This window comes from Empedobacter falsenii (assembly GCF_013488205.1).
GTDB classification, from domain to species: Bacteria; Bacteroidota; Bacteroidia; order Flavobacteriales; family Weeksellaceae; genus Empedobacter; species Empedobacter falsenii_C.
The window spans coordinates 3,442,441-3,466,383 of the sequence record NZ_CP040908.1; the positions used below are offsets into that span (position 1 = coordinate 3,442,441).

Sequence of the window (23,943 nt, forward strand, 5' to 3'; positions counted from 1 at the left end):
AAAAATTCTTCTTTATTTATTCCTATTTTATATATCTTTTTTGATAAATTGAGGTTCTGTTCCATCTCGATAAGCCATAAAATGTGGCGATAATACTTCAATTCCTGCTTCGTTTAGTTCTAAAACTAAAGCTTTTCTTAGATTAGAATAAATGACTTCTTGATTATGTGCATTTGTAATAAACGCATTTATTTGATAAGTGATATAAAAATCATCTAAACGTAATTGAAACACGAAAGGAGCTGGATCTTTCTTAATTTCAGGTATTTTTAACGCTGCTTTTTTAGCGACTTCATGAACTTTTTCAATTGGAATATTATAACCTAATGCGAATTCTGTATAAATAATTAAACCTTTATTCGAAGAATCTGTACTATAATTTGTTGTATGACTATTCATCACTGTAGAGTTCGGGACAGAAACTATCTCATTTTTAATGGTACGTATTCTGGTTACTAATAAATTTCTTTCTATGATTTCTCCTGTAACGTCACCAATCTTGACATAATCTCCATTAGAAAAAGCACGAGTATATGTTAACATCAAACCCGACATGATATTTCCTAATGCACCAGCCGAACCAAATGTCACTAAAATACCAACAAACACAGATACACCTTGAAAAATAGGAGATTTAGCTCCTGGTAAGTATGGAAAAATAACAATCATTATAAATATCAAAAGAAGTACTTTAAATATTTGATAGGTTGGTTTTGTCCATTCTTTATAAAATCCATTAATTGTCAATCTACCAGAATCCAATTCTTCAGAAATGAAATCTAAAAATTTAAAAATCAATCTAAATATTATAATAATAATTGTGATTGTTAATAGATTTGGTAAATAATCAATGACTGCTCTTGCTATTTTTTTAAGCGGTGTAAGCAGATTTTCTAGAAAAACAGCTGAATAACCTTGAGTAGAAGGAAAAAAATTGAATAAAATAGGAATTGCTAAATATATTAAAATCAAAATTATAAGCCAGCGGATTATTCCTACTAAAAACCACAAGTACTCTATTTGTTTATTTTCGTTAAAGAACTTAAACTTCTTTTTAGTAAATGGAGATAAAATATTTCTTTTATTTCTAAATAGTTTTAGTTTTAGCCAATATGTACCTTTATTTATTAAAAAAATTAAAAAACTTACAACAGAAATTAACAATATTGCATATAAAGTTCCTTTAGCCAAAGTTGGTAAACTAACATCTGAACGGTGTTTTTCTATAGAATCCGCTATTACATTAGCATACTTATCAGATAATTTATCTAAAGAAGTATTCTCCCATAAAGCATCTTGCAAACCAACACTTGCTATTATATCTTCATCAGAATAGATTAAATATTGATTTTCATCGCTTGATACTTTTATTGAGTCTTTGTTAAAATCATATGATTTTGCTAATTCTATAATTTTTTCTTCAATAGAACGAGCGCGTTCTTTCATTGTAAAACCTCCAACCCCTCTATATACAATAAACAACGTATCGTGAAAAGGTACAACTGGAACTCCTTTATTAATTAATCTTAAAGAATCAATTTTGTCTTTATATCGTTTTGTAACAATAGAATCCCTACTTTTTAGGAATTTCAACTCTTTTAATAGTGATTCCTTTTCTTTAGAAGTTATTTGTATTCCTGCAAATTTATTCTCTAATTCAATTCTTTTTATCGAATCCTCTTTACGTTGATTTGAAAATTCTACTAATCGTTTTTCTAATGACTTTTGCAAAGAATCTTGTCCTTTCGAAAAACAAAAAAAGAAGAATGAGAAAAGAACAATAAATATATTTTTTAACACTTTTGTTATATCTAAAAATCTTCGATAAATTTATGAACAAAAGTGTTAAAATTGATTCTTAGTTTTTAAATAAATTTGATTTTCTATTTTTACACAAAAAGTCTCAGAACTTATGATGTTAAAGAAAGAACGTATCCAATTTGTGATTGATGAATTGGAAAAATTATATCCAGTTCCACCAATTCCATTAGACCATCAAGATGCTTTTACATTATTGATCGCCGTTTTATTATCTGCCCAAACAACAGATAAAAAAGTGAATCAAGTAACACCCGAATTATTTGCGAAAGCTTCTAATGCAAAAGCAATGTCGTTATTAGAAGTAGATGAAATAAAATATTATATCCGTGAGATTGGTTTATCAAACACAAAAGCCAAAAATATCAAACGATTATCCGAAATTTTAATCGAAAAATACGATGGAGAAGTTCCCGAAGGTTTTGAAGAATTAGAAGAATTACCTGGCGTTGGACACAAAACTGCTTCGGTTGTGATGTCGCAATGGTTTGGTCATCCAGCTTTTCCTGTCGACACACATATTCATCGTTTGATGAAGTTATGGAAATTGACAAAAGGAAAAAATGTTGAGGAAACAGAAAAAGATGCAAAAAAAATATTTCCAAAAGAGTTGTGGAACAAATTACATATTCAAATCATTTATTATGGACGTGAATATTCTCCCGCACGCGCTTGGAGTTTAGATAAAGATTTTATTACTCGAAAAATGTTCGAATAAAAAAATACCTTCCAAAATGGAAGGTATTTTTCTTTATTATTTTACAATTTCAAAAACTTGCAAACGAAGCTTTATCGTATCAACTTTGCTCAACGTATCTTGCAAAACCAAATATTTTGGATCTAACTGCTTCACATAATAATTGTACGTTGTATCTTTTGTTTCCATTGTCAACAAACGTTTTGTTTTAGACGTATTATACACATACGTTCCTGTCGTTTGTTCTTGCACACAATTCCCTTTTTCGGTTTTATACATGTTAGAATTATAATTCTTAACATCCGAAAAATCTAATATAGATTGACGTTCACAAGCCAATAGTTTGTCTGTTGTCGTTATATTTCCTTTCGTTTCTCTAATTTCTTTCAATTGCCATTTTCCAGATCGCAATAATTGATCTTGCGATATTGCCAATGAATCGTCTTCTTTGCACGAAAAAATTGAAAGAAATAAAATTGATACTAAAAATAGGCTGAATATATTTTTCATTCGGTTCAATAATTATCTGGTAAAAATAAAGATTTTGAATGACGTAAAGTGAATATAAAAAATAAACCTGAAAACTTATTTTCCTTATTTATTGTTTACGTAAAATATCATAACTGATTGTGTTTGCTATTTTCTCGAATTCTTTATCTGAATCTACAATTTTTTTATCAATATATGTTTCAAAAGTTATCGTATTATCTTGATTAATTTTCACAATTCTATCTTCAAAAATATAATCATCAATGTAAAATTGAATTCTATTATCAACAATTCGCCACAATGTTAATCGAGGCTCACTAGGAAAACAATTGCCATTATTTCCTTCTACATAATTATAAATAGCATATCCATTATCCCAAATTGTATAATTTCTCATTAACCGACAATCATCAAATTCTTTAGACACTTTTTTGCCATTTTCATAAAAGCCAGATTCTTGTAATTTCCAAAAACCAATCACATTATCAGGTTTTAATTGTTGAGAAAAAATTTTTGAAGAGAATAAGATTAATAGAATTAAAATAATTTTTTTCATAAGATTGATTTACCTTGTAAAGGTATATTTTTATCTTATCAAATAAAAAGAATGAAAAAATTCATACTAGAAACTTCCGACAAATATCCAATTGCCGTAACCTCTTTTGGCGAAAACAATGCAACCAAAAAAATCATTGTCATTTCGTCTGCAATTGGTGTTAAACAAACTTTTTATGCTAAATACGCAACGTATTTAGCTAATAAGGGATATTTGGTTTTCACGTATGATTATCGCGGAATCGGCGACTCTAAACCAAAAAAATTAAAAGATTTTGAAGCGCATTTTACAGATTGGGCAGATAAAGATTTTCTAGGTTTGACACAATATATCGAAGAATTTTATCCCTATCACGAAAAGTTTTTAATTGGTCATAGTATCGGTGGAATTATGATTGGTTTGACACGCGCTTACAAAGTTTATGATAAAATTGTAACGATTGGTTCTCAATATGGTTATATCAAAAATTTTCATCAAAAAGATAAACCAAAAGTAAATTTCTTTTTTCGTATTGCAATTCCTATTTTATCTGCTTTTTACGGATTTTTTCCTTCTCAAAAGGTTGGAATGGGTGAACCAATTCCAATTGGAATTGCGAAAGATTGGCGAAAGTTAATTCTGAATGAAACTTCGATTTTAGGTTATGCAGATGAAACGCATAATTTGTATGATGAAATTACAAAACCTGTTTTAATCATTAGTTTGGATGATGATTTTATGGCAACGCCAAAATCTGTAGATTTATTTGCACAATTAGTTTTGAAGAATGCGAAGAAAAAACGTTTGAATATCATTCCTAAAGAATATGGATTGGATGAAATTGGACATTTAGATTTCTTTCGAGAAAAAAATAAAAATGAAATTTGGCATATTCCTCTTGATTATATTGAAGAATAAAAAAGCTCGAGAAGTATCTCGAGCTTTTAACTTTTTATAAACGAATTCCAACTCCGCCCAAAACATTAATTCCGGCTTGAGGGAAATAATATCCACCTTCGTAATAATAACCATTCGATTCGTATTTAACATCAAATAAATTATTAATCAAAAACGAAAATTCAAGGTTTTTAATTCCTTTTACTTTTGGCGAATATCGAATCAAAAGATCCGAAACTAAATAACTATCTAATTTTCCATCTGCTGGTTCTGTATTTGATAAATATTGTTCACCAACATATTTATTCGTCAAATTAATCAATACATTTTTGAAAGGAACAGCTTCAAAACCGAAAGCAGAAATCACATCTGGCGAAAGCGCAATTTTTGTCTTTCCGTACTCTTTCACAGAAGAACTTCCGTCAACATTCCAAACTTCCTCTTTGTAATTATCATGTTTGTTTTCGCTAAACGTAATATTTCCAAAAACATTCAAACGATTCGGAATAATCTTATAGTTTGCATCAAATTCGACTCCTCGTCTATAACTTTTTCCTGAATTTTCGCGAATCGGCGTTCCTACATCATTCAATTTCCCAGTTGGGACCAATTGATTTTTGTACGCCATATAATATACATTTACGCTCAATGATAACTGTCCTGACTTTTTATAACCCAATTCATAATCTTGTAAAAATTCAGCCGTCGGACGCTTGCCATTATTCTCATAATCTACACGAAGTGGCTCACGATGCGAAATTCCATAAGAAGCATACATCACATTTGAAGAATTAATTTTAAAATTTAACCCAGCTTTTGGATTCACAAAATTGAATTTATCCGAAAATGGTCTAAAATCTTCGTCATAATTTTCTCCATTTGGCAAATACTTCGCATCATAATCAACATAACGATATTGCAAATCACCAAACAATTCAAACTTATTCAATTGATACAATACTTTCGCATATGCAGCCAATTGTTTTTTTACAGAACGATTGTTGTAATATTTGAAATCCTTATCCTTAAAATCTGTTCCTTTTACCCATAAGACATTTCCATAATGATCGCCATCATATTCGTTTGCAGATAATCCGAAAAACACTTTGAAATTGTTTAATTTTTGATTTTCAACTTCAAGATTAAAACCATAAAAATCATTATCAAGATATTCTCGATTGATTAAATTTCTTTTATCTGAAGTTAAATAATCCAATTTATAGCGTTTCAAACCGCGATTATTTTTATAGCTCTCGTAATAACCTTTACCTTTTGTATAATGAACTGTTAAATTTGATTTCCAATTATTCCCAAAATCTTGTAACCACGAAAGAAAATAATGATTTTGACGATAATTATCAGTGTGATTTTTATAAAAACCTTCAACTTTTCCATTTTCGTCTAAAATCTCTCCTTCAGAATTATATGTTCTATCATTTTTCAAAGTTTCGGCATCTACACCACTCCATGCTTGATACGTTTGTTCTTTTCCAAACATATTCTGAAATCTAAACTTTGTTTTTTCATTCAATTCATATAGAGCTGTAAAATCATAAGAGATTAAATCTGACCAAGATCTGTCTACATATCCATCCGAATTTATCTTAGAAAAACGTCCATCAATACTCAATTTATTGTTTAGTATTTTTCCCGTACCAGCCTGAACTGTATATTTTTGCGTTTTATAATTTCCGAAAGAAACATTTGTTTCTGCAAAAGGAACGGTAGACGGATTTTGAGATTCGATGTTAACACTTGCTCCAAAAGAAGCCATTCCATTTGATGAAGTTCCAACTCCTCTCTGAATCATCATAGAACTTGTTGACGAAGCCAAATCTGGCATATTCACCCAAAAAACACCTTGAGATTCAGGATTATTAAGCGGAATTCCATTTAATGTAACGTTGATAGATTGTTCATTAAGTCCACGAATTTTGATAGACGAATAACCAATTCCCGTTCCTGTATCGGAAGTTATAGAAACAGACGTAGCAGAATTTAACAAAGTTGGAACATCTTGCCCCAAATTCTTCTTTTGTAACATTTTATCAGTTACCTTTTCAACTGTAATCGGAAGTTTTTCGACAATTGAAACTTCTCCTAATTGAATTTCTTCTTTTTGAATAGAATCTTTTTCTTGTGCATAAAGAATAGATGCACCAAATAATGACAATAAAAAAATCGACCTTTTCATAATTAATTTTAAAAAATATTATGAAAGGAGCCATCTTACACTTTTATAATTTACGCGCGAATGTAATTTGGTGAAGTACCAGTTCCCTTAGCAGCATTACCTGCCCAGGTTCTTTGGGTATAATCTCAGCCTCTTGTAAAGAAGCACCCCTTTCGATTGAATTTCAAAGGTAATCTTTTTTTTGAAATTTAAAAATTTCTTCATTTTTGATTATCTTTAGAAACTTTCGGGCATAAAAAAACCTTCTGGTTGGTATGCCGAAGGTTTTTTTGGGTTTAGTAATAGAAGATAGATTGATTGACTTTTAATAAAAATCAACTGGTCTAGTTGGTATGAATTAGATTTATTGGTTATTAAATCTGAAGCAAAGAAACAGTAGAAATTAGTTTTCACAAAAAAATCGACGCCTCATAATGTCTACAGACAAAAAAAAGCGTCTACGAATTGTCTACAAACTATTTTATTGTATCTTTACTCATTAATTTTAAACTCTTTACCTAAAACCAAAACTGCAAATTTATGAATCATAAACTGCAAATTTTAAAACCTTTTTTATCCTTTTTTATCCTTTTCATTGGAATTTTTCCCGTTTTTGCTCAAAATGATATTCAAAAAAGCATTAATAACATTGAAAAAAACACTATTGATGGAAAATTTAATGATGCTGAAGAAGAATTAAATATTTTACTAAAACGAAATAATGATAATCAACTAAATAAAGTAATTATCTATATAAACTTTGTTAATCTTTATGCAAATAAAGATGATTACGACAATGCTTTAAAATATGCTAATTTAGCTAAAGAAATAGCTGATAAAACAGTTGATAAGTTAGATGACTCATATACATCTTATGCTTTTGCAAAATTGTATTTATTGAATAGTATGTATGATAAAACAATCTATTATTCGAATAATGCTTTAAAATCACTTACAAATTATCCTAACGAAAACATATTACGATCAAAGATCTATCTTTTGATGTCTATGACTCATTCTAGGACAGGCGTCTTCTCTGAAGAATATAATAATTATATTACTAAAGCACTTTTTTATGCAAGAAAAAGTAAATCTCTTTTAGAATTATTATCTGCTTATTCAGCAACTACATTAATGTATTATCATAAATATCAGAAAAGTAATAACCCTAAGGATTTAGAGAAAATTTTTCAGAATGCTGAAATAAATTTAAGTTACATTAATGAAAATAATATTGATATAGTTCCTATTAAAGCCGCTTCTATTACCTATAATAATTTAGCTTCTTTAATAAACACATACCCTTATAGAAATTTAGACAAAAATGAGCGGTATAATTTAGCCGAAAAATATGTTAAAATAGCTTTAGATTATTCAAGTAAAATTAATAATCCTGATTTAAAATCTACTTGTTATTCAACATATGCTGAAATCAGTGAAAATAATGGAAACAATAAACAAGCTGAAGAATATTATTTGAAAGCTTATGAAATTGTCAAATCTGTACGTAATTTAAGAGACATCAGTACAATTAATACAATTGTAAAACTAATTTCAAATTTTTATGAAAAAAATAATGAACCTACAAAAGCTCTAAAATTCAATAAAGAATCATTGATTTATACACAAAAAGCGTATGAAAAAGCGTATGAAAATAAACGTAATGTACTAGAGGCTTTTTATAATTTTGAGCGCAAAAATGAAGAAATTAAACAACTAAAAGAAAAAAATCAAATCTTTTCAAAACAACGCATTTTGTATTTATCTCTTATTGGTATTTCAATAATTGGAATTGTGCTAATGGTTTATATGTTCATTTACAAACAAAAATTAAACAAACAAAAAACCAATTTATTAGAAGCTGAAAAACAAGAAACAGCTTTAACTTTAAAATTAGAGTTGGAAGAAAAAGCTCGTTTAACAGCTGAACGAAAATTACTTGATATACAACAAGAACAATTACAAAAGAAAGCATTAGCAACATCATTGCAATTAAATCATAAAAATTCTTTCATCAGTGAATTAAAAGAAAAAATAAAAGATGATCAAAATTTCAATATCAATAAAGTTTTAAAAGACGAACGTCTTACTGATAATAATTTCAATGGATTACAAACCATTGTACAAGATATTCATCCTAATTTTTTCAAGAAAATGAACGAAATATCTAAAAATAAACTCTCTGCTCAAGATTTAAATTATGCAGCTTACATCTATTTAAATATGGATAATCAACAAATTTCTAACTTATTGAAAGTTGAGAACAAGACCGTTCGTATGACAAAATATCGTTTAAAACAAAAGATTGGTTTATCAAAAGATGTTGATTTGCAAAAATTTATTCAATCCTTAGAATTATAATAAAAAGTTGATCATTTAGAAAAAATGAAGAGAAAGATATGGATATTATTCCTTGTATTACTTACTCAATATACCAAGGCACAAAGTGATTTTAACAAAGATCAACAATTGGTTTACACCTATTTGTATAGCAAAGATTATGAAAATGCAAAATCAATTATTGATAATAATTTATTAAAAAGCGATGATATACATAATAAGATTATAGGTTATGTATTGCTTGCAGATTATTATAGAAGTATAAAAAAAGAAGTTGAAAGTATTGAAGCTTTAGAAAAAGCTAAAGCATTAGCTAGGAAAAACAAAAATAAGGTGGATATTGCCTTTGTTGAATATGGTTATGCTCAATATTATGATAAAATTAATCAACAAGAATTATTTTTAAAATCCATTAATAAAAGTATTAATGAAATGAGTAAACATAAAAATGAAAATTTTATACTTACTCAAATGTATTTCCTTAGGTTTAGTAATAAACTACGTAAATCACTAGAATCTGGATTTAGATCTGACGTTATTAATGCAAACAAGCATGCTTTATTAGGAAAAAATAATCTTCAAATTAATTTTACATTTAATAATCTGGGATACTATTATCAGAAACAATTTGAAGATACTAATAACAAAAAGTTTCTAGATTCTTCTGTTACCAGCTATAATAACGCTTACAAATATGCATTATTAATAAAGGAAGAAAGTGTAAGAAATCGTTGTTTGGTTGTACATTATCTTAATAAAAGTAGTAGTATAATTAAAACTTCTAAAGAATATCCTCATGAAGAGAGTTTAAAATACTCGATGCAAGCGCTGAACATTGGTAAAAACTCTCCAAATTGTAGTGATATAGTTGCTTTAATTTACATAAATATTGGAGATAGTTATTTTAAAAGAGAGGAATTTGAAACTGCAAAAAACTACTTTCTAAAAGCAGAAAAATTAGCAATGAATGATAACAAAATTTTTCCTGCTCATAAAATCATCATTCTTAATAATTTATCAATCACATATGAACATCTAGATCAATTAGATAAAGCCTTAGAATACGAACGAAAAGTAAAAGAATTTATTCAGCAAAATGATCAAGAACAATTTGATAACAATACAAAGTCTTTAGAAATTTTTTATAATACTGAGCAAAAAAATCAGCAAATAAAACAATTAGAAGAAAAGAATCAAATTTATTCTAAACAGAAATTTCTTTATATAGGTATTATTTTGCTTGCGATTGCTGGTGTGATTTTCTTAATGTATATGTTGTATTATAAGCTAAAATCAAACAAACAGAAAACAGATTTACTAAAAGCCGAACGATACGAAGCCGAACTAAATTTAGAACTTGAAAAACAAGAAAAGGCTCGTATTAAAGCCGAACAAGAGTTACTAGCTTTACAACAAGAACAATTGAACAAGCAAGCTTTAGCAACTTCTTTGCAATTAAAACAGAAGAATTCTTTCTTGAATGAACTGAAAGAAAAAATAAAAGACAAAGAAGCCTTAAATCTTGATCGAATCTTGAAAGACGAGCGTCTAATGGATGATGATTTTAATGAAATACAAAATATTATAAAAGAAGTTCATCCAAACTTTTTCAATAAACTAAGCGAAGTTTCTAAAAGTAAATTAACTAATCAAGACATGAAATATGCCGCATATTTGTATCTAAATATGGATAATGTACAAATCGCAAATGTGATGAAAGTAGAAACGAAAACGGTACGTATGGCAAAATATCGTTTAAAACAGAAAATTGGTTTAGAAAAAGAAGCTGATTTACAAACATTTATTCAAAGTTTATTTTCATAAAAAAAATCTGTAGACACTTGTCTACAGATTTTTTGTTCTTATTCTATCTTAAGTTCTGCAACAATCGGAAAATGATCCGATTTTATATCATCTCCACGATAAAAATTGGTAACTTTTATGTTCTTTGAAACCCAACATTGGTCAATATTTGTGCGGAAAATTGGGATGAAAGCATTCCAAGAATTATTCAATCCAAAACCAGAACGAGCATCTTTCATTTTATCTGATTGCACCAATTTGAAATTCGGTGAATAAACCGTAGAATTCAAATCTCCAACTAAAATGATATTTTCATTCGATAAAGCATCAATTTCCTGCTTCATCAATTCGTATTGTTTATTTCGTCTTTCAAAACGAGCCTGATTTGGTAAAGGCGGAACAGGATGCGTTGCCAAAATGCTTAATGGTTTAGCGTCTACAATAATTTCCGCTAAAATAGACGGATGCATCTCATCAATATAATTTTTTGTAGACACTTTTGTAAACGGTATTTTAGAATAAATCGCAATTCCAAAATTGTTATTTCTTACCTCTTCTTTATAATATGGATATTCTTTTCGGATAAACTCTACATGTTTTTGCCAAGCTGGCGTTAATTCTTGTAAAACAAGTACATCACTTTTTTCTTTAGCCAAATAATCTTTTAGATGTTGAAATTCTTCATTCTGAGAAAAAATATTAATTGAAGTAATTTTAAAATTCGATTTTTCTCCTTTTGCATTATCTCCAAAATAAAAATTCCCAAGATTCTTGTACGTAATAATTGGAATTGCAACCAAAGGAATCAACCAAAAAATATTCTTTTTCTCCTCTTTTCTGATAGCATAATTATGAATCAAACACAAGAAAAAAGCAATAATCAGCGCATAAATAGAGTAATGCGACAACATATCAAACACAAAATATTGATAAAAACTCTTGCTCGTTAAATAAATTCCAGCAAATACAAAAAATAAAATTCTACTCCATTTTGTTAACATCTCGTCAATACTTTTTTAATTCTCGTAAAAATAGAAATTATATTATTCATTAACTTCGCAATATGATAAAAATCGGAATTTTAGGAGGAGGACAATTGGGATACATGTTTTTGCAAAATGCATTGCAATATCCTTGCGAGATTAGTATTTTAGATCCAGCTGCTGATGCACCTTGCGCACTACATGCACATCATTTTGTACAAGGCGATTTCAAAGATTATGAAACGGTTGTTGCATTTGGAAAAGATTTAGATGCTATCGGAATTGAAATTGAACACGTAAATGTTGAAGCGTTGCGTTATCTAAAATCAATTGGAAAACGCGTTGTTCCAGATCCTGAAGCTTTAGCTATTATTCAAGACAAAGGAATTCAAAAAGAATTTTATGTCAATAATAATATTCCGACTGCGCCTTATTTTGGATTAGATAATTGGGAAGATTTAAAATCGAAACAAGACATCAATTATCCGATTTTTCAAAAATCTCGAAAAGATGGTTATGATGGAAAAGGTGTTCAATTCCTAAAATCTGAAGCTGATTTAGACAAAATGCTACAAGCTCCTTCAATTTTCGAAACGCCAGCTGATTTAGATCGCGAAATCGCGGTTGTTACCGTTGCCGATCATTTAGGAAATATTGTCACTTATCCAACCGTAGAATTTGTCATCAACGAAGAATATAATTTGTTAGATTATTTATTGATGCCTTCTACACTTCCGAAAGAAATCACTGATCGTGCTGAACAAATTGCGCGTGATGTGGTAAAAGCATTGAAATCTCCAGGAGTTTTCGCAGTCGAATTATTCTTGAATAAAGATCAATCGATTTGGGTAAACGAAACCGCTTCTCGCGTTCACAATTCTGGACATTCAACAATAGAAGCAGCTTATTCATCACAATTCGATCAAATGTTAAGAACCTTAATGCAATTGCCTCTTGGTTCTACAAAATTGTTTACAACTTCTGCAATGGTCAATTTGATTGGCGCTGAAGGACAAACTGGACAAGCCGAAATCGAAAATATTGAAGAATTATTGACGATTCCAGGAACATTTTTACATTGGTATGCAAAAACTATCACAAAACCAGGTCGAAAAATGGGACACGTTACCTTAGTGAACGATGATTTAGAACAATTAAAACAAAACATAAAACAAGTAAATGCAACGGTGAAAGTCGTGGCAAAAAAGTAACAACTATGGTAGGAATTATAATGGGAAGTGATAGCGATTTGCCTATCATGAAACAAGCTGCTGATCTATTAACAGAACTAAATATCCCTTTCGAATTAACAATTGTTTCAGCGCATCGTACGCCACAACGTATGTTTGATTATGCGAAAACGGCACACGAACGTGGAATAAATGTCATTATAGCTGGAGCTGGTGGTGCTGCGCATTTACCAGGAATGGTTGCATCTATTACGCCGCTTCCTGTGGTTGGTGTTCCAATTAAATCGTCAAATTCTATTGATGCTTGGGATTCGATTTTATCTATTTTGCAAATGCCAAATGGAATTCCAGTTGCAACAGTTGCTGTAAATGCGGCGAAGAATGCAGGAATTTTGGCAGCGCGTATTTTAGGAGCGACTAATCCAACTTTGCAAGAAAGATTAATCCAATATCAAGAAGATTTACAAAAAGCTGTAGAGGCGAAAATAGAGCTTGTAAAAAGCGAATATCCGAATGGGTTTGATAGGTAAGATAATCTATTAGTATGGAAGAAAATAATTTTTGGATATATTCAACTTATTTTAATGAATTTATCAAACTCCTTAAACAAGAATTTAGTTTTCAAAAGGATTTAGATTTAATCAAATATAATCTTTTTCAAACTAATTTTGATAAAGATATATGGTTTGAATTATCCGAAGCAGATTCTTATCATAAAATTGAAATTTCTAAAGACAATGATGATCGTGATATTATTTTCTTCAAAATCATAACAACTAAAGATAAAATGGATTCCATTCAATCTTTTTTATCAGAAATTGAAAAAGAATAAATAATCAATCTCCATAAACCAAAAACTTCCAAACTTTACAGCTTGGGAGTTTTTTATTATAAGAAATTTTTTAAATCTTAACGTAAAGCTCTATCGCGGTTATCAACCACATCAGCAGCTTGAATCAATGATTGTAACAATGTTTGTTGGAAACGTCCTTGTAATTGACGATTTTATTATTTATTTCTCTTTACCTGATAATACTCAAAATACATACCTCCCTTTTTAAATTTTCCATTTGGTTTCTGTTCGATTAGAATTGTATTTTTATTTAACATCAAATATTTTTGATTTCTTATCATTGCATTCTCATAAATATTTTGATAAACATTTAAAACAAAACTATTCGAATTGGGATTATTAATTATATATTCTTCAGTTTTCTTTAATTCATAACTTCCAATATAAATCTTATGAATTAAACTATCTTTTTTATCAAATTCAAAAATTCGTTTATCTGTTATTAATTCTTTAGGTATATATCCAGCAAAAGCACATGTAGTTGTTGGACGATTAGAAATTCTTAGTCTATTCTTTTTATCATTATTATTAATTGCTAAATCTAACTTTTCTATTTGTAATGTATCAATAGATAAAATTTCATCATTTTTATTATATTTTGTTCTGATAAGATTAAATTTAAAATACACTTTACCTTTTTCGTCAATCTCATCTTCTATAAAATCATAATGTCCATAACTTTTTTCAGCTAAATCTTGATTTAGTATAATTGTATCTCCTCTTGAAATCCATTTTCCAGATTCAGTATATTTATCTTGAAGAATATTTCCAATCGGATCTTGAAAATACTTACTTGTATAGTTGAATGTATTATCATCATTAAATTTAATTTTGAACTGATTATTTTCAAACTCTCCTACAGGATTCTTATTTTGTCCAAAACCTATCAAACAAATGATAAAAAAAGTTAGTCTTATTATTATTTTCATAAATCAAATTTATCCTTAAATATAAAACAAAAACCGCCCGAAGAATTCTTCGAGCGGTTTTTTTATTTATTATAAGAAATTTTTTAAATCTTAACGTAAAGCCCTATCGCGGTTATCAACCACATCAGCAGCTTGAATCAATGATTGTAACAATGTTTGTTGGAAACGTCCTCGTAATTGACGGTTTAAATTATCCAAAATCATTGAACCTTTTTGATTCTTTTGAATTTGTTGAGTTGAAGGAATTACGTAGAAAATACCTGCATTACCAATAATTGCTTTAGAAGATTGATTTGGTTTTACACCAAACGCAGCTCCTACAACTTTAGGCTCTAAACCAATTCCAGTTAAATTAGAATTAGAGAAGTTAACCGTAGCATTTCCTTTTTTCGCTCCAAATTTAGATGCAAAAGCATTCAATCCACCGTTTGCAACTTGCTCGTCTACTAATTTACCAACTTTTTCGTGCATCAAAACTGGCTCTACATATTGACGAACAACACTTGGATGCGCCAAACCTTTGTCAAATTTTTCAACTAAATGAACAACGATATAATCTCCTGTAGAAGATGTAAACAAGTTTGTTGCTCCTTTTTCTGTTTTCTTGTCAAAAGCCCATTTTAAGATATCTCCATCCTGATCGTTTGGAATATCTTGACCAATCGCAGCATAACGCTCGATTCCTTCAGTTGTATTATTTAAATAACCACCTTTTTTCGCGATATTTTTGAAATCATTCAATGATTTTTTCTCAACATTCTGAACATATGTTCTTGCATTTGTAAATGCTTTTTCTGTTGTCGCTTTAGAAGGCTCGATTGTTTTTACAATATTCGCAACTTGATAAGCTGTTTTGTTTTTCGCTTCATCAACTTTGATGATATGGAACCCAAATTGAGATTCAACCAAATCAACTGTTCCAACTGGTTTAGAGAAAATAAATCCGTTATAAGTTTGGTCTAATTGATTGTTTTTTCCAACCCAACCAATGCTTCCTTTTTGTACAGCAGATGATTTATCATCCGATTTTGTTGAAGCAACTTCTCCAAAAGAAGCTGGATTTGCTTTTACTTCAGCTAAAATTTGTTCAGCTAATTTTTTTGCTTCGTCTTTTGTACGTTTTACTCCGTTTCCAGCAGCGCTTCCTGTGTAAGAAACTAAGATATGACTAGATTTTACAGAATCTTTTACTTCTTTCGATTTCGAAAGCTTGTATAATTGGTATGTATTTCCAATTTTGAAAGGTCCACCAATTTGTCCAACTGTTGCAGTTTTCAAGAAGTTTGTTGCTTCTGGCCCTAATTGAGCTTGTTCTAATTCTGCTTTTGTAAAATAATTTGGAATAAATGGTTTCTCAGAATTTTGAGTAACATAAACCGAATCACTTTTTGCAGAACCAAACGCCGCAATTGTATCTGTAACATTGTTCACTTCGTCATGAACAATTTGAGTTGATAAATATTTTTTGATATTTGCTAAAGCAACAGCGTCATCAGCAGTCGAAGCTCCAGCAGGGAAATAAGTATAACTTAATTTTACTAGACCTTCTGCTTTGAACAATTTTGGATATTTCGCTTCGTAAGCAGAAATTTCTTCGTCTGTTACTTTTACATTTAATTTTTTAGCCAAAGTTGCGTAATCTACAAATGCATACTGAATATTTGCATTCGAAATATTGTATCCTTGTTGAATATCCGCTTCTTTACCTGTAACCGCTGTACCAGCCATTACATAACCAAAATATTTTTGAGATAAAATCTGTAATTTTATTTGTTCAGCAGTTTGCAACCAACCTCTATATTGTTGTTGCGCCTCTGGACTTGATGCCGCATTTGCTTCTAATTGCGCAATCTGTTGTTGTGCTTCTGCACCAGACGCCATTCCGAAGTTTTGAGCTGTATAGCTCCAAAATTCATCATCAGAAACTTTTAAACCTAATTTTTCAGCATGTTGTTTCAACACTTTCTGACTAACTAAGCTGTTCCAAGTTTGTTGAGCAATTTGATTTGGAGTTGCAGTTTGACCTTGATTTTCGTACATCTTTTGTGTTTGATCGTACGCACTCTGATATTCTGCAATACCAATAGGTTCTCCGTTCACTGTACCAACTACAGACGGATCTCCAGTAAATAATTGTTTTATTTTTGAATTCTCTCCGAATAAATCTCCTGCAACGAAAGCTAACATTGCAACTCCGATTACCACGAAGATCAGCCAAGTTTTTTTACGAATTTCTCCTAAAACTGCCATTGTTTTATTTTAATGTTATTTCTATAATAGGTGGCGAAAATACGACAATACATTGAATAATAAAATAGAAGAAGCGACAAGTATGCGCTTTTTTGTTAATTTTTTTAACGCTCTTTAGAATTTTTGATTATCATCAACATACTTAAATCCTTGATTATTGAATAAAGTATAGGTTTCTAAATCGTCAGTAGCTTGCAAACCGTTTTTCGCTGTTAACGAATCGCCTTCCTTGCTAATTAAGTAAACTTCTTTCGATGTATAAACTGTTTTATTTTTTTTATTCCAAAATAATTGTTCGCTTTTCAACGAATCACCTTTCTCATTTACGATAATTACGTTTCCTCTACCTTCGTACAATCCCGTTACATCACTCAACTTTGCCCAATCTGCTTGAAAATAACCTGGTTTTACGCTTCCTTTTTGATAAAAATCAAGGTTTAAACCTTTTCTAAAAATCGTGTAAGGAGAATCTACCGTTGTATATTCTTCGATTAGTGGCGAACGCAAATTACCAGAAATTCTTCCCGAATCTTTGTTAATAATATTTGCATTGATAAGTGTGCGTGTTGGGAATTCTACCTTCTTTTTACTGATAGGAGGAAGTTCTTTTTTACAAGAAAAAAGCAAAACGAAAACGCTAATCAGACCAAATACAAGAGTTGGTTTAATTAAAACTTTTTCGTTTGCTTTTTTATACAATTTTTGTTTGTCCAAAATTAGTCAATAACTCTTTTTCTAAACCAAATATCGTTAATATCAAATCCAACTTTAACTCCGAAATAATTTTCTTTAATTAAGTTGTTTGCTGTTTTTCCTTTTTGTCCGTACTCTAACGAAATATTCATCATAGAACCATCATTTTGTTTTCCGATTGGAAATCCAAAACCTAAAGTTGCTCCATAAGCGTCAATATCTGTTCCGTGAATAGAGTATTGAGCTGATTGATAATACATACCAGCACGGTACGTTACACGATTAAAATAACTTTTGTAACTGTTATAATCTGGAATCCAATATCCTCCAACAGCAAAACGTACATTATTTTTGTAATCTACCGCAGAAGACATTGTTGTGTTTTGACCTTCTAATGGTTGAGAGAAATCTTTCCAATTATTATATTTTGCTTCTATAGCTAACGACCACGTATTATCTTTAGAATAAGATGCTCCTAAAGTAAATTGTTGTGGAATCTTAGTTTTTCCATTATCAATTCTAATAATAGAAATTGTGTCTACAGAAGATTGTGTAGTTCCAATATATGTATAAGAAGTTGTAAGATCTGTAACATCAGTTCTTAACTTAGTTCCTAATGTATAAGTAGCTCCAATGTTTAAATTGTTATTTTTTCCAATTTTCTTTGTATACATAGATCCTAAAGTAAATTGAGCACCACGATAGTTCGATTTATCGCTGTAATCTACAGCTAAACTTGCTCCATCTACAGCTAAAATTTCGTTACGTTGCAACTCTCCGAAAAGATAATTAACACGCAAACCTAAAGAAAATTCTTTTGAAAGATTTCTTGAATAAAAAGCATGAAGACTATTTAACCCTCCATCACCTTTCATTTGTACAGTTTGTTTGATATTATTTTTCTCAGAAGTATTCAAAATATCATATCCCAACGCTGTGTAAGGTTGAAAACCAACTCCAAAACTTCCTTTTTCACCAACTGGAAAAGCCAATGAGATATTAGAAACATTGAAACGACCAGCGTTTTCCTTATCTGTTCCAGATTTGAAATTATAATTAGTTCCACTTCCACTTGCATTGAAAGTTGTCATACGCAAGTTTCGGTTTGCTGCCGGATTCGAGAAGTTCGCACTTTGTCCAAAAGGATTCGTAGGAACCGTTGAGATACCGCCCATACCAGCTTGTTCAGTATTATTATCAAACAATTGCTCCCCTACTCCGTATGCCGAATAAGGTGAAACTGATATTGACTGAGCTTTTATTGTTACCACGCTAAATAGTGATAAACTACAAATAATCCACTTCATTATGAATGTATAATAGAATTCTAAGACGCAAATATGATGATTTGTTGCGAATTGTAAAAATTAGATTGCAAAAATGAGTTGTTAAATCTCTATTAAAATATTAAAACCGCTCTTTTTTTGCAAAGATAAAAATATTTTAAAATTTATTTCTCGGTAAATGAACAAGATAGCTTTTTCATCTAAAAAATATTTTAAATAATGTTTGGTAGAACGGATTTTCGCTCTATATTTGCATCACAATTAAGGCGGTGCCTTAGCTCAGTTGGTAGAGCAAAGGACTGAAAATCCTTGTGTCCCTGGTTCGATTCCTGGAGGCACCACTGCTTAAAACCTCAATCAAATGATTGAGGTTTTTTTTGTTTTAATATTTAAATGTTAATAATATCTTAAAAAAATATTTTTAACTAAAAAATCCGCTTAATAAGCGGATTTTTTAATTATATAAAGTTAAGATTTATTCAAAATTCTGCATATTTACCAAATTAGCGTAAACGCCTTTTTTCTCGATAAGTGAATGATGATTTCCTTGTTCAATAATTTTACCTGCTTCCATTACTACAATTTTATCCGCATTCTGAATTGTTGATAAACGGTGCGCAATAACCAAAGAAGTACGATTTTGCATCATATTATTCAAAGCAACTTGTACCAATTTTTCAGATTTCGTATCCAAAGCAGAAGTTGCTTCATCCAAAACCATAATCGGTGGATTTTTATAAACCGCACGCGCAATACTTAAACGTTGTTTTTGTCCACCAGAAAGCTTGCTACCTCCCTCTCCTACTGACTCTTGATATTTTTCTGGCATTTTTACAATAAACTCTTCCGCATTTGCAATTTGCGCAGCATATTCTACTTTTTCCAAATTTGGAGATTTATCACCTAATGAAATATTATTAAAAATTGTATCATTAAACAAAATAGAATCTTGCGTAACCAAACCAAATAACAAGCGATAATCATTTAATTTTATATGTTTGATATCAATTCCATCAATCAAAATTTGACCTGATTTCACATCCCAAAAACGAGTAATTAAATTCGCCAAAGTCGATTTTCCAGAACCAGATTGCCCAACTAAAGCAACGGTTTCTCCTTTATTAATTGTTAAATTAAAATTCTCGATCACATTATGTTTTCCATAAGCAAATGTGACATTTCTAAACTCAATTTTATCTTCAAACGCATCAATTCCTTTAGCATCTGGAACATCTTTTATCGAAACATCAGCATCCAAAACTTCAAAAATTCTCTTTGCAGAAACTTCTCCTTTTTGTACATCTGATAATGCTTTCGAAAAACGTTTAATCGGATCTAATAATGTATAAAATGTTGCGATATAAAAAATAAATTGTGACCCTGTTAAACCATTTCCTTCTAACGATAATTTACCACCAAAAAAAACAATTAATCCAATTGTAACAGCACCTAAAAATTCACTTGTTGGTGAAGCCAAAGCACGTTTTTTCATTACTTTTTGAAGATATTTACGATAACGATTAATCGATTCATCAAAACGACCTTTTACTTGATCTTCTGCGTTAAAAATTTTGATAATCTTAAGCGAAGAAAGTGTCTCGTCTACATAAGTAATAATGTTAGATAATTCGTCTTGCGCATGAGCAGCAGCTTTTTTCAGACTTTTTCCAATCAACGAAATAATTGTTCCCATAATCGGAAAAACCAAAATAGCGAAAATTGTTAATTGATAGCTAACTGTAAATAATACTACAACGAAAACAATAATCATAATTGGCGAACGAACAATCTCTACAATTGAATTTAAGATGTTAGATTCTACTTCGTTTACATCGCTTGAAATACGATTAATCATATCTCCTTTTCGTTTTTCAGTAAAATAAGCAACTGGCAAATCAATAATTTTGTTATGAATATCAACACGTAAATCACGTGTCACACCCGAACGTAAGTCTACCAAACAAGTTTCTGAAAGAAAACTGAAAATATTTCGAAATAAAAATGCAATAATAAATATCACACACGAAATCGCTAACACATAAACTGGTCCTTGAGTTTGAGAAAGCTCATTCATATAATAAGCTGAATAATCTGAAAAAAATTGTTTCAGATTACCCAAATCACCAGAATAAATAGGTTTTGCGATAACTCCAGGTGATTTTTCACCAAACAAAACACTCAAAATTGGCATCATAAAAGCCAATGCAATTACATTGAAAAGTGCATAGAGTAAATTGAATATAATCGCTGTAACAAACGAAGTTCTATATGGTTTTGCGTACGAGAACGCTCTTTTAGTTAAACTCATTGATGTATTTTAGAAAATCAAAACCTTAGTTTTGAAGTTACAAATTTACGTAAAAAAAATAATGACTATTCTTTTAGAAATAGTCATTATAGAGTAAAATTTTGTGGGTTTGATTACTCAGAGTAACCTTTTCGTTTTTGTTTTGATTTTTATTTAACTCGTTGCCAAGTTTGCGTTCTTCCTACAAGAGAAATCCCGATAAAACCTCTTACGTCTAATTTATCATTTCCGTTAAGAGACATTTTTGCTTTGTATTCCTTTCCACTATTAGGATCAATGATTTTTCCACCATTCCATTCTTTTCCATCTTTTTTAAGACCAGAAAGAATTTGCATTCCTAAAATTGGTTTATTTTTTAATGCTCCTGAACAATCTGTACATTTTGCATCTTCTTTTCCTTTCGTTAAAATCTTAGTGACTTTACCATAAAGTTTTCCATCTTTCTCGAAAATCTCTACGTAAGACTTCGCCTGTTTTGTCTCATCATCAATTGTTTTCCAAGTTCCTATTGGTGATTGCGCATACATTAAAGATGTCAACATAAAGAATAATCCGAATAAAATTGATTTTTTCATATTTTTATCCTTTAAAATTTATTTCACTAAAATAACTATTTTTTAGTGTAAATAAAACACTACGCTTTATTTTTTATAAAAATAATCTCTTTTAAACATAAAAATTCATTTATAACATTAATTATCAATCATTTAATTCAATAAATATTTTTAAACAAATAATTATAAATTTTATTCATAAAAGTCAAAATAGTGTATTATTATGCTTACATAGCAATAATAAAAACGAAGGCATTTTTATGGTTTTTGTCATTTTTATGACAATTTCTTCTTCAAGAATAAAAAAATGAATACATTTGTCTACTATTTTTATAGAGTTTATAGATTGAAGAATGAATCAGCTTACGAAATACAGTTTACCATTTAGAAAACAAGAAGTAGAACCTTTGATAGAATCCATTATTTATGATGAGATTTTTCAACAACCAAATCCTTTGTACAAGAAAGAAGATTTACTCAATCAATTCAATTCTATTTTGTTAAAAATTGTTCCTGAGGAGAAATCGAATCAAATTAGTTTATATTTTTTTGAACAATTTGCACAACTTAGACAAGAATTAGAGGAACTAATTTTTGTTTTTTATGCAAATGATCCTGCATCTAAATCGGAAATTGAAATCATTTTAGCCTATCCTGGTTTTTTTGCAATTGCAATTCATCGTTTAGCACATATTCTCTACAATTTAAATACGCCTATTCTTCCTCGTTTTTTTTCCGAATATGCACATTCTAAAACTGGAATTGATATTCATCCTGGTGCTTCAATTGGAAAAAACTTTTATATCGATCATGGTACAGGAATTGTCATTGGAGAAACAACATTGATTGGTGATAATGTGAAAATTTACCAAGGCGTAACATTAGGAGCGTTTTATGTTTCGAAGAATTTGGCTAATAAAAAACGTCATCCAACAATAGAAAATAATGTCACAATTTATGCTGGAGCAACTATTTTGGGAGGAACAACAATTATTGGAAAAAATTCTGTAGTCGGCGGAAATGTTTGGATTACAGAAAGTATAGAAGAAGATTCTGTTGTCTATCAAGAGAATCAACCACAAATAAAAAAACAAAAAAAAGAACAACATATCAATTATATCATCTAAAACCTTACAACAATGATTTACAATAATGTATTAGAAACCATAGGAAATACACCAATTATTAAACTGAATAAATTATTTCCTAACCATAACGTTTATATTAAAGTAGAAAAACAAAATCCGGGTGGATCAATAAAAGATCGTATTGCTTTGGCAATGATTGAAGATGCTGAAAAAGCTGGAATTTTAAAACCTGGAGGAACAATTATAGAACCTACTTCGGGTAATACAGGAATTGGCTTATCATTTGTTGCGGCTGTAAAAGGTTACAAAATGATTATCACAATGCCAGAATCGATGTCAATTGAACGTCGTAAAATTATGGAAGCTTATGGTGCTGAATTTGTTTTAACTCCAAAAGAATTAGGAATGAAAGGCGCTATTGCAAAAGCACAAGAATTAGCCGAAACAATAGAAGGCGCTTGGGTTCCGCAACAATTTGAGAATAATTCGAATCCGACAGTCCATTACAATACAACAGCAAAAGAAATCCTTGAAGATTTTCCACAAGGAGTTGATTATTTAATTACAGGAGTTGGAACAGGCGGACATCTTTCTGGAATTGGAAAAGCATTAAAAGAAGTTAACTCTTCAACAAAAGTTATCGCTGTAGAACCAACAGATTCTCCTGTCATTTCAGGAGGAAATCCTGGTCCACACGCGATTCAAGGAATTGGAGCAGGATTTATTCCTACTAATTTAGATACTTCAATCGTTGATTCTTCTACTCAGATTACAAAAGAAGAAGCATTTGAATTTGCAAAAAAAGTGGCTAAAGTAGAAGGTATATTTGTCGGAATTTCTACAGGTGCTTCATTGGCTGCAGTTGCTAAAACTTTGAATGAAGTAGACAAAAACACGAAAATATTAACTGTCAACTACGATACTGGCGAACGCTATTTATCAGTAGAAGGTTTATTTTAAATACTATAAAAATTTTTAAACGAAAGGAGATATTGACAAAATGTCTCCTTTTTTTATTCAACAAAGTCAAAAAGTCAGTTTTTAGGTTTTATTTCTA

Annotated in this window: 20 protein-coding genes and 1 tRNA gene; 10 read left to right on the top strand and 11 right to left on the bottom strand. The window is 29.8% G+C overall.

Annotated features, from left to right (window positions below; translation table 11 throughout):
- Positions 1 to 27: 27 nt before the first annotated feature.
- Positions 28 to 1,800: a mechanosensitive ion channel family protein gene (locus FH779_RS16095; protein ID WP_180905426.1), complete on the bottom strand. Its 1,773-nt coding sequence runs from the start codon at positions 1,798 to 1,800 to the stop codon at positions 28 to 30.
- A gap of 115 nt (positions 1,801 to 1,915) precedes the next feature.
- Between FH779_RS16095 and nth the strand changes: the two genes are divergently transcribed.
- A complete protein-coding gene (gene nth / locus FH779_RS16100; protein WP_180906877.1) occupies positions 1,916 to 2,536 on the top strand; it encodes an endonuclease III in 621 nt (206 codons plus the stop codon).
- A gap of 36 nt (positions 2,537 to 2,572) precedes the next feature.
- Here the strand turns inward: nth and FH779_RS16105 are convergent, their stop codons facing one another.
- Positions 2,573 to 3,025, bottom strand: a complete 453-nt coding sequence (locus FH779_RS16105; RefSeq protein ID WP_180905427.1) for a lipocalin-like domain-containing protein — start codon at positions 3,023 to 3,025, stop codon at positions 2,573 to 2,575.
- An 88-nt stretch (positions 3,026 to 3,113) separates the two neighbouring features.
- The gene (locus FH779_RS16110) at positions 3,114 to 3,560 is read right to left on the bottom strand and encodes a lipocalin-like domain-containing protein (RefSeq protein ID WP_180905428.1); all 447 of its coding nucleotides are present in this window, start codon (positions 3,558 to 3,560) and stop codon (positions 3,114 to 3,116) included.
- Between the two features lie 51 nt (positions 3,561 to 3,611).
- Between FH779_RS16110 and FH779_RS16115 the strand changes: the two genes are divergently transcribed.
- Complete coding sequence (locus FH779_RS16115) at positions 3,612 to 4,457, top strand: alpha/beta hydrolase family protein (RefSeq protein ID WP_180905429.1); 846 nt, start codon at positions 3,612 to 3,614, stop codon at positions 4,455 to 4,457.
- A 34-nt stretch (positions 4,458 to 4,491) separates the two neighbouring features.
- Here FH779_RS16115 and FH779_RS16120 read toward each other — a convergent pair whose 3' ends face one another.
- Positions 4,492 to 6,630 (bottom strand): TonB-dependent receptor, encoded by a 2,139-nt coding sequence (locus tag FH779_RS16120; RefSeq protein WP_180905430.1) that lies wholly within the window; start codon positions 6,628 to 6,630, stop codon positions 4,492 to 4,494.
- Between the two features lie 519 nt (positions 6,631 to 7,149).
- Between FH779_RS16120 and FH779_RS16125 the strand changes: the two genes are divergently transcribed.
- On the top strand, positions 7,150 to 8,970 hold the full coding sequence (locus FH779_RS16125) for a hypothetical protein (protein ID WP_180905431.1): 1,821 nt from the start codon (positions 7,150 to 7,152) through the stop codon (positions 8,968 to 8,970).
- A 24-nt stretch (positions 8,971 to 8,994) separates the two neighbouring features.
- Complete coding sequence (locus FH779_RS16130; protein WP_180905432.1) at positions 8,995 to 10,773, top strand: tetratricopeptide repeat protein; 1,779 nt, start codon at positions 8,995 to 8,997, stop codon at positions 10,771 to 10,773.
- Between the two features lie 38 nt (positions 10,774 to 10,811).
- Here FH779_RS16130 and FH779_RS16135 read toward each other — a convergent pair whose 3' ends face one another.
- On the bottom strand, positions 10,812 to 11,753 hold the full coding sequence (locus FH779_RS16135) for an endonuclease/exonuclease/phosphatase family protein (protein WP_180905433.1): 942 nt from the start codon (positions 11,751 to 11,753) through the stop codon (positions 10,812 to 10,814).
- A 62-nt stretch (positions 11,754 to 11,815) separates the two neighbouring features.
- Here FH779_RS16135 and FH779_RS16140 point away from each other — a divergent pair, with 62 nt between their 5' ends.
- From FH779_RS16140 to FH779_RS16150, 3 genes are read left to right on the top strand one after another with little or no spacing between them, the layout of a single operon-like run.
- Entirely contained in the window at positions 11,816 to 12,946 is a 1,131-nt protein-coding gene (locus tag FH779_RS16140) for a 5-(carboxyamino)imidazole ribonucleotide synthase (protein WP_180905434.1), read from the top strand.
- Positions 12,947 to 12,951: 5 nt separating this feature from the next.
- Complete coding sequence (purE, locus tag FH779_RS16145; RefSeq protein ID WP_180905435.1) at positions 12,952 to 13,455, top strand: 5-(carboxyamino)imidazole ribonucleotide mutase; 504 nt, start codon at positions 12,952 to 12,954, stop codon at positions 13,453 to 13,455.
- Between the two features lie 14 nt (positions 13,456 to 13,469).
- Positions 13,470 to 13,757 carry a hypothetical protein gene (locus tag FH779_RS16150; RefSeq protein WP_180905436.1) on the top strand — a complete coding sequence of 96 codons (288 nt, stop codon included), beginning with the start codon at positions 13,470 to 13,472 and terminating at the stop codon, positions 13,755 to 13,757.
- 176 nt (positions 13,758 to 13,933) lie between these two features.
- On the opposite strand, the gene FH779_RS16155 is transcribed toward FH779_RS16150, so the two are convergent.
- The 4 genes from FH779_RS16155 to FH779_RS16170 all read right to left on the bottom strand — a co-directional run bounded on the left by FH779_RS16155 (position 13,934) and on the right by FH779_RS16170 (position 18,957).
- Positions 13,934 to 14,707 (bottom strand): hypothetical protein, encoded by a 774-nt coding sequence (locus FH779_RS16155; protein ID WP_180905437.1) that lies wholly within the window; start codon positions 14,705 to 14,707, stop codon positions 13,934 to 13,936.
- Positions 14,708 to 14,797: 90 nt separating this feature from the next.
- Positions 14,798 to 16,957, bottom strand: a complete 2,160-nt coding sequence (locus FH779_RS16160; protein WP_180905438.1) for a SurA N-terminal domain-containing protein — start codon at positions 16,955 to 16,957, stop codon at positions 14,798 to 14,800.
- A 114-nt stretch (positions 16,958 to 17,071) separates the two neighbouring features.
- A complete protein-coding gene (gene lptC, locus FH779_RS16165; RefSeq protein WP_180905439.1) occupies positions 17,072 to 17,671 on the bottom strand; it encodes an LPS export ABC transporter periplasmic protein LptC in 600 nt (199 codons plus the stop codon).
- 2 nt (positions 17,672 to 17,673) lie between these two features.
- On the bottom strand, positions 17,674 to 18,957 hold the full coding sequence (locus FH779_RS16170; RefSeq protein ID WP_221627921.1) for an OmpP1/FadL family transporter: 1,284 nt from the start codon (positions 18,955 to 18,957) through the stop codon (positions 17,674 to 17,676).
- 247 nt (positions 18,958 to 19,204) lie between these two features.
- Here FH779_RS16170 and FH779_RS16175 point away from each other — a divergent pair.
- Positions 19,205 to 19,277: transfer RNA gene (locus FH779_RS16175), tRNA-Phe, on the top strand.
- A gap of 134 nt (positions 19,278 to 19,411) precedes the next feature.
- Here the strand turns inward: FH779_RS16175 and FH779_RS16180 are convergent.
- Both FH779_RS16180 and FH779_RS16185 read right to left on the bottom strand, forming a co-directional pair.
- Positions 19,412 to 21,244, bottom strand: coding sequence for an ABC transporter ATP-binding protein (locus tag FH779_RS16180; RefSeq protein WP_180905440.1), 1,833 nt, complete (start codon positions 21,242 to 21,244; stop codon positions 19,412 to 19,414).
- Positions 21,245 to 21,393: 149 nt separating this feature from the next.
- A complete protein-coding gene (locus tag FH779_RS16185; RefSeq protein ID WP_038333244.1) occupies positions 21,394 to 21,819 on the bottom strand; it encodes a DUF2147 domain-containing protein in 426 nt (141 codons plus the stop codon).
- Positions 21,820 to 22,151: 332 nt separating this feature from the next.
- Here FH779_RS16185 and epsC point away from each other — a divergent pair, with 332 nt between their 5' ends.
- Both epsC and cysK read left to right on the top strand, forming a co-directional pair.
- A complete protein-coding gene (gene epsC, locus FH779_RS16190) occupies positions 22,152 to 22,925 on the top strand; it encodes a serine O-acetyltransferase EpsC (RefSeq protein WP_125348924.1) in 774 nt (257 codons plus the stop codon).
- Between the two features lie 12 nt (positions 22,926 to 22,937).
- Entirely contained in the window at positions 22,938 to 23,846 is a 909-nt protein-coding gene (gene cysK, locus FH779_RS16195) for a cysteine synthase A (protein ID WP_038333247.1), read from the top strand.
- The last annotated feature ends 97 nt before the right edge of the window (positions 23,847 to 23,943 follow it).

Bases quoted from the DNA above. Each gene is read 5' to 3' on its own strand.
- nth (WP_180906877.1), top strand. From the start codon at position 1,916: ATGTTAAAGAAAGAACGTATCCAATTTGTGATTGATGAATTGGAAAAA.
- FH779_RS16105 (WP_180905427.1), bottom strand. From the start codon at position 3,025: ATGAAAAATATATTCAGCCTATTTTTAGTATCAATTTTATTTCTTTCA.
- FH779_RS16110 (WP_180905428.1), bottom strand. From the start codon at position 3,560: ATGAAAAAAATTATTTTAATTCTATTAATCTTATTCTCTTCAAAAATT.
- FH779_RS16115 (WP_180905429.1), top strand. From the start codon at position 3,612: ATGAAAAAATTCATACTAGAAACTTCCGACAAATATCCAATTGCCGTA.
- FH779_RS16120 (WP_180905430.1), bottom strand. From the start codon at position 6,630: ATGAAAAGGTCGATTTTTTTATTGTCATTATTTGGTGCATCTATTCTT.
- FH779_RS16125 (WP_180905431.1), top strand. From the start codon at position 7,150: ATGAATCATAAACTGCAAATTTTAAAACCTTTTTTATCCTTTTTTATC.
- FH779_RS16130 (WP_180905432.1), top strand. From the start codon at position 8,995: ATGAAGAGAAAGATATGGATATTATTCCTTGTATTACTTACTCAATAT.
- FH779_RS16135 (WP_180905433.1), bottom strand. From the start codon at position 11,753: ATGTTAACAAAATGGAGTAGAATTTTATTTTTTGTATTTGCTGGAATT.
- FH779_RS16140 (WP_180905434.1), top strand. From the start codon at position 11,816: ATGATAAAAATCGGAATTTTAGGAGGAGGACAATTGGGATACATGTTT.
- purE (WP_180905435.1), top strand. From the start codon at position 12,952: ATGGTAGGAATTATAATGGGAAGTGATAGCGATTTGCCTATCATGAAA.
- FH779_RS16150 (WP_180905436.1), top strand. From the start codon at position 13,470: ATGGAAGAAAATAATTTTTGGATATATTCAACTTATTTTAATGAATTT.
- FH779_RS16155 (WP_180905437.1), bottom strand. From the start codon at position 14,707: ATGAAAATAATAATAAGACTAACTTTTTTTATCATTTGTTTGATAGGT.
- FH779_RS16160 (WP_180905438.1), bottom strand. From the start codon at position 16,957: ATGGCAGTTTTAGGAGAAATTCGTAAAAAAACTTGGCTGATCTTCGTG.
- FH779_RS16170 (WP_221627921.1), bottom strand. From the start codon at position 18,957: ATGAAGTGGATTATTTGTAGTTTATCACTATTTAGCGTGGTAACAATA.
- FH779_RS16180 (WP_180905440.1), bottom strand. From the start codon at position 21,244: ATGAGTTTAACTAAAAGAGCGTTCTCGTACGCAAAACCATATAGAACT.
- FH779_RS16185 (WP_038333244.1), bottom strand. From the start codon at position 21,819: ATGAAAAAATCAATTTTATTCGGATTATTCTTTATGTTGACATCTTTA.
- epsC (WP_125348924.1), top strand. From the start codon at position 22,152: ATGAATCAGCTTACGAAATACAGTTTACCATTTAGAAAACAAGAAGTA.
- cysK (WP_038333247.1), top strand. From the start codon at position 22,938: ATGATTTACAATAATGTATTAGAAACCATAGGAAATACACCAATTATT.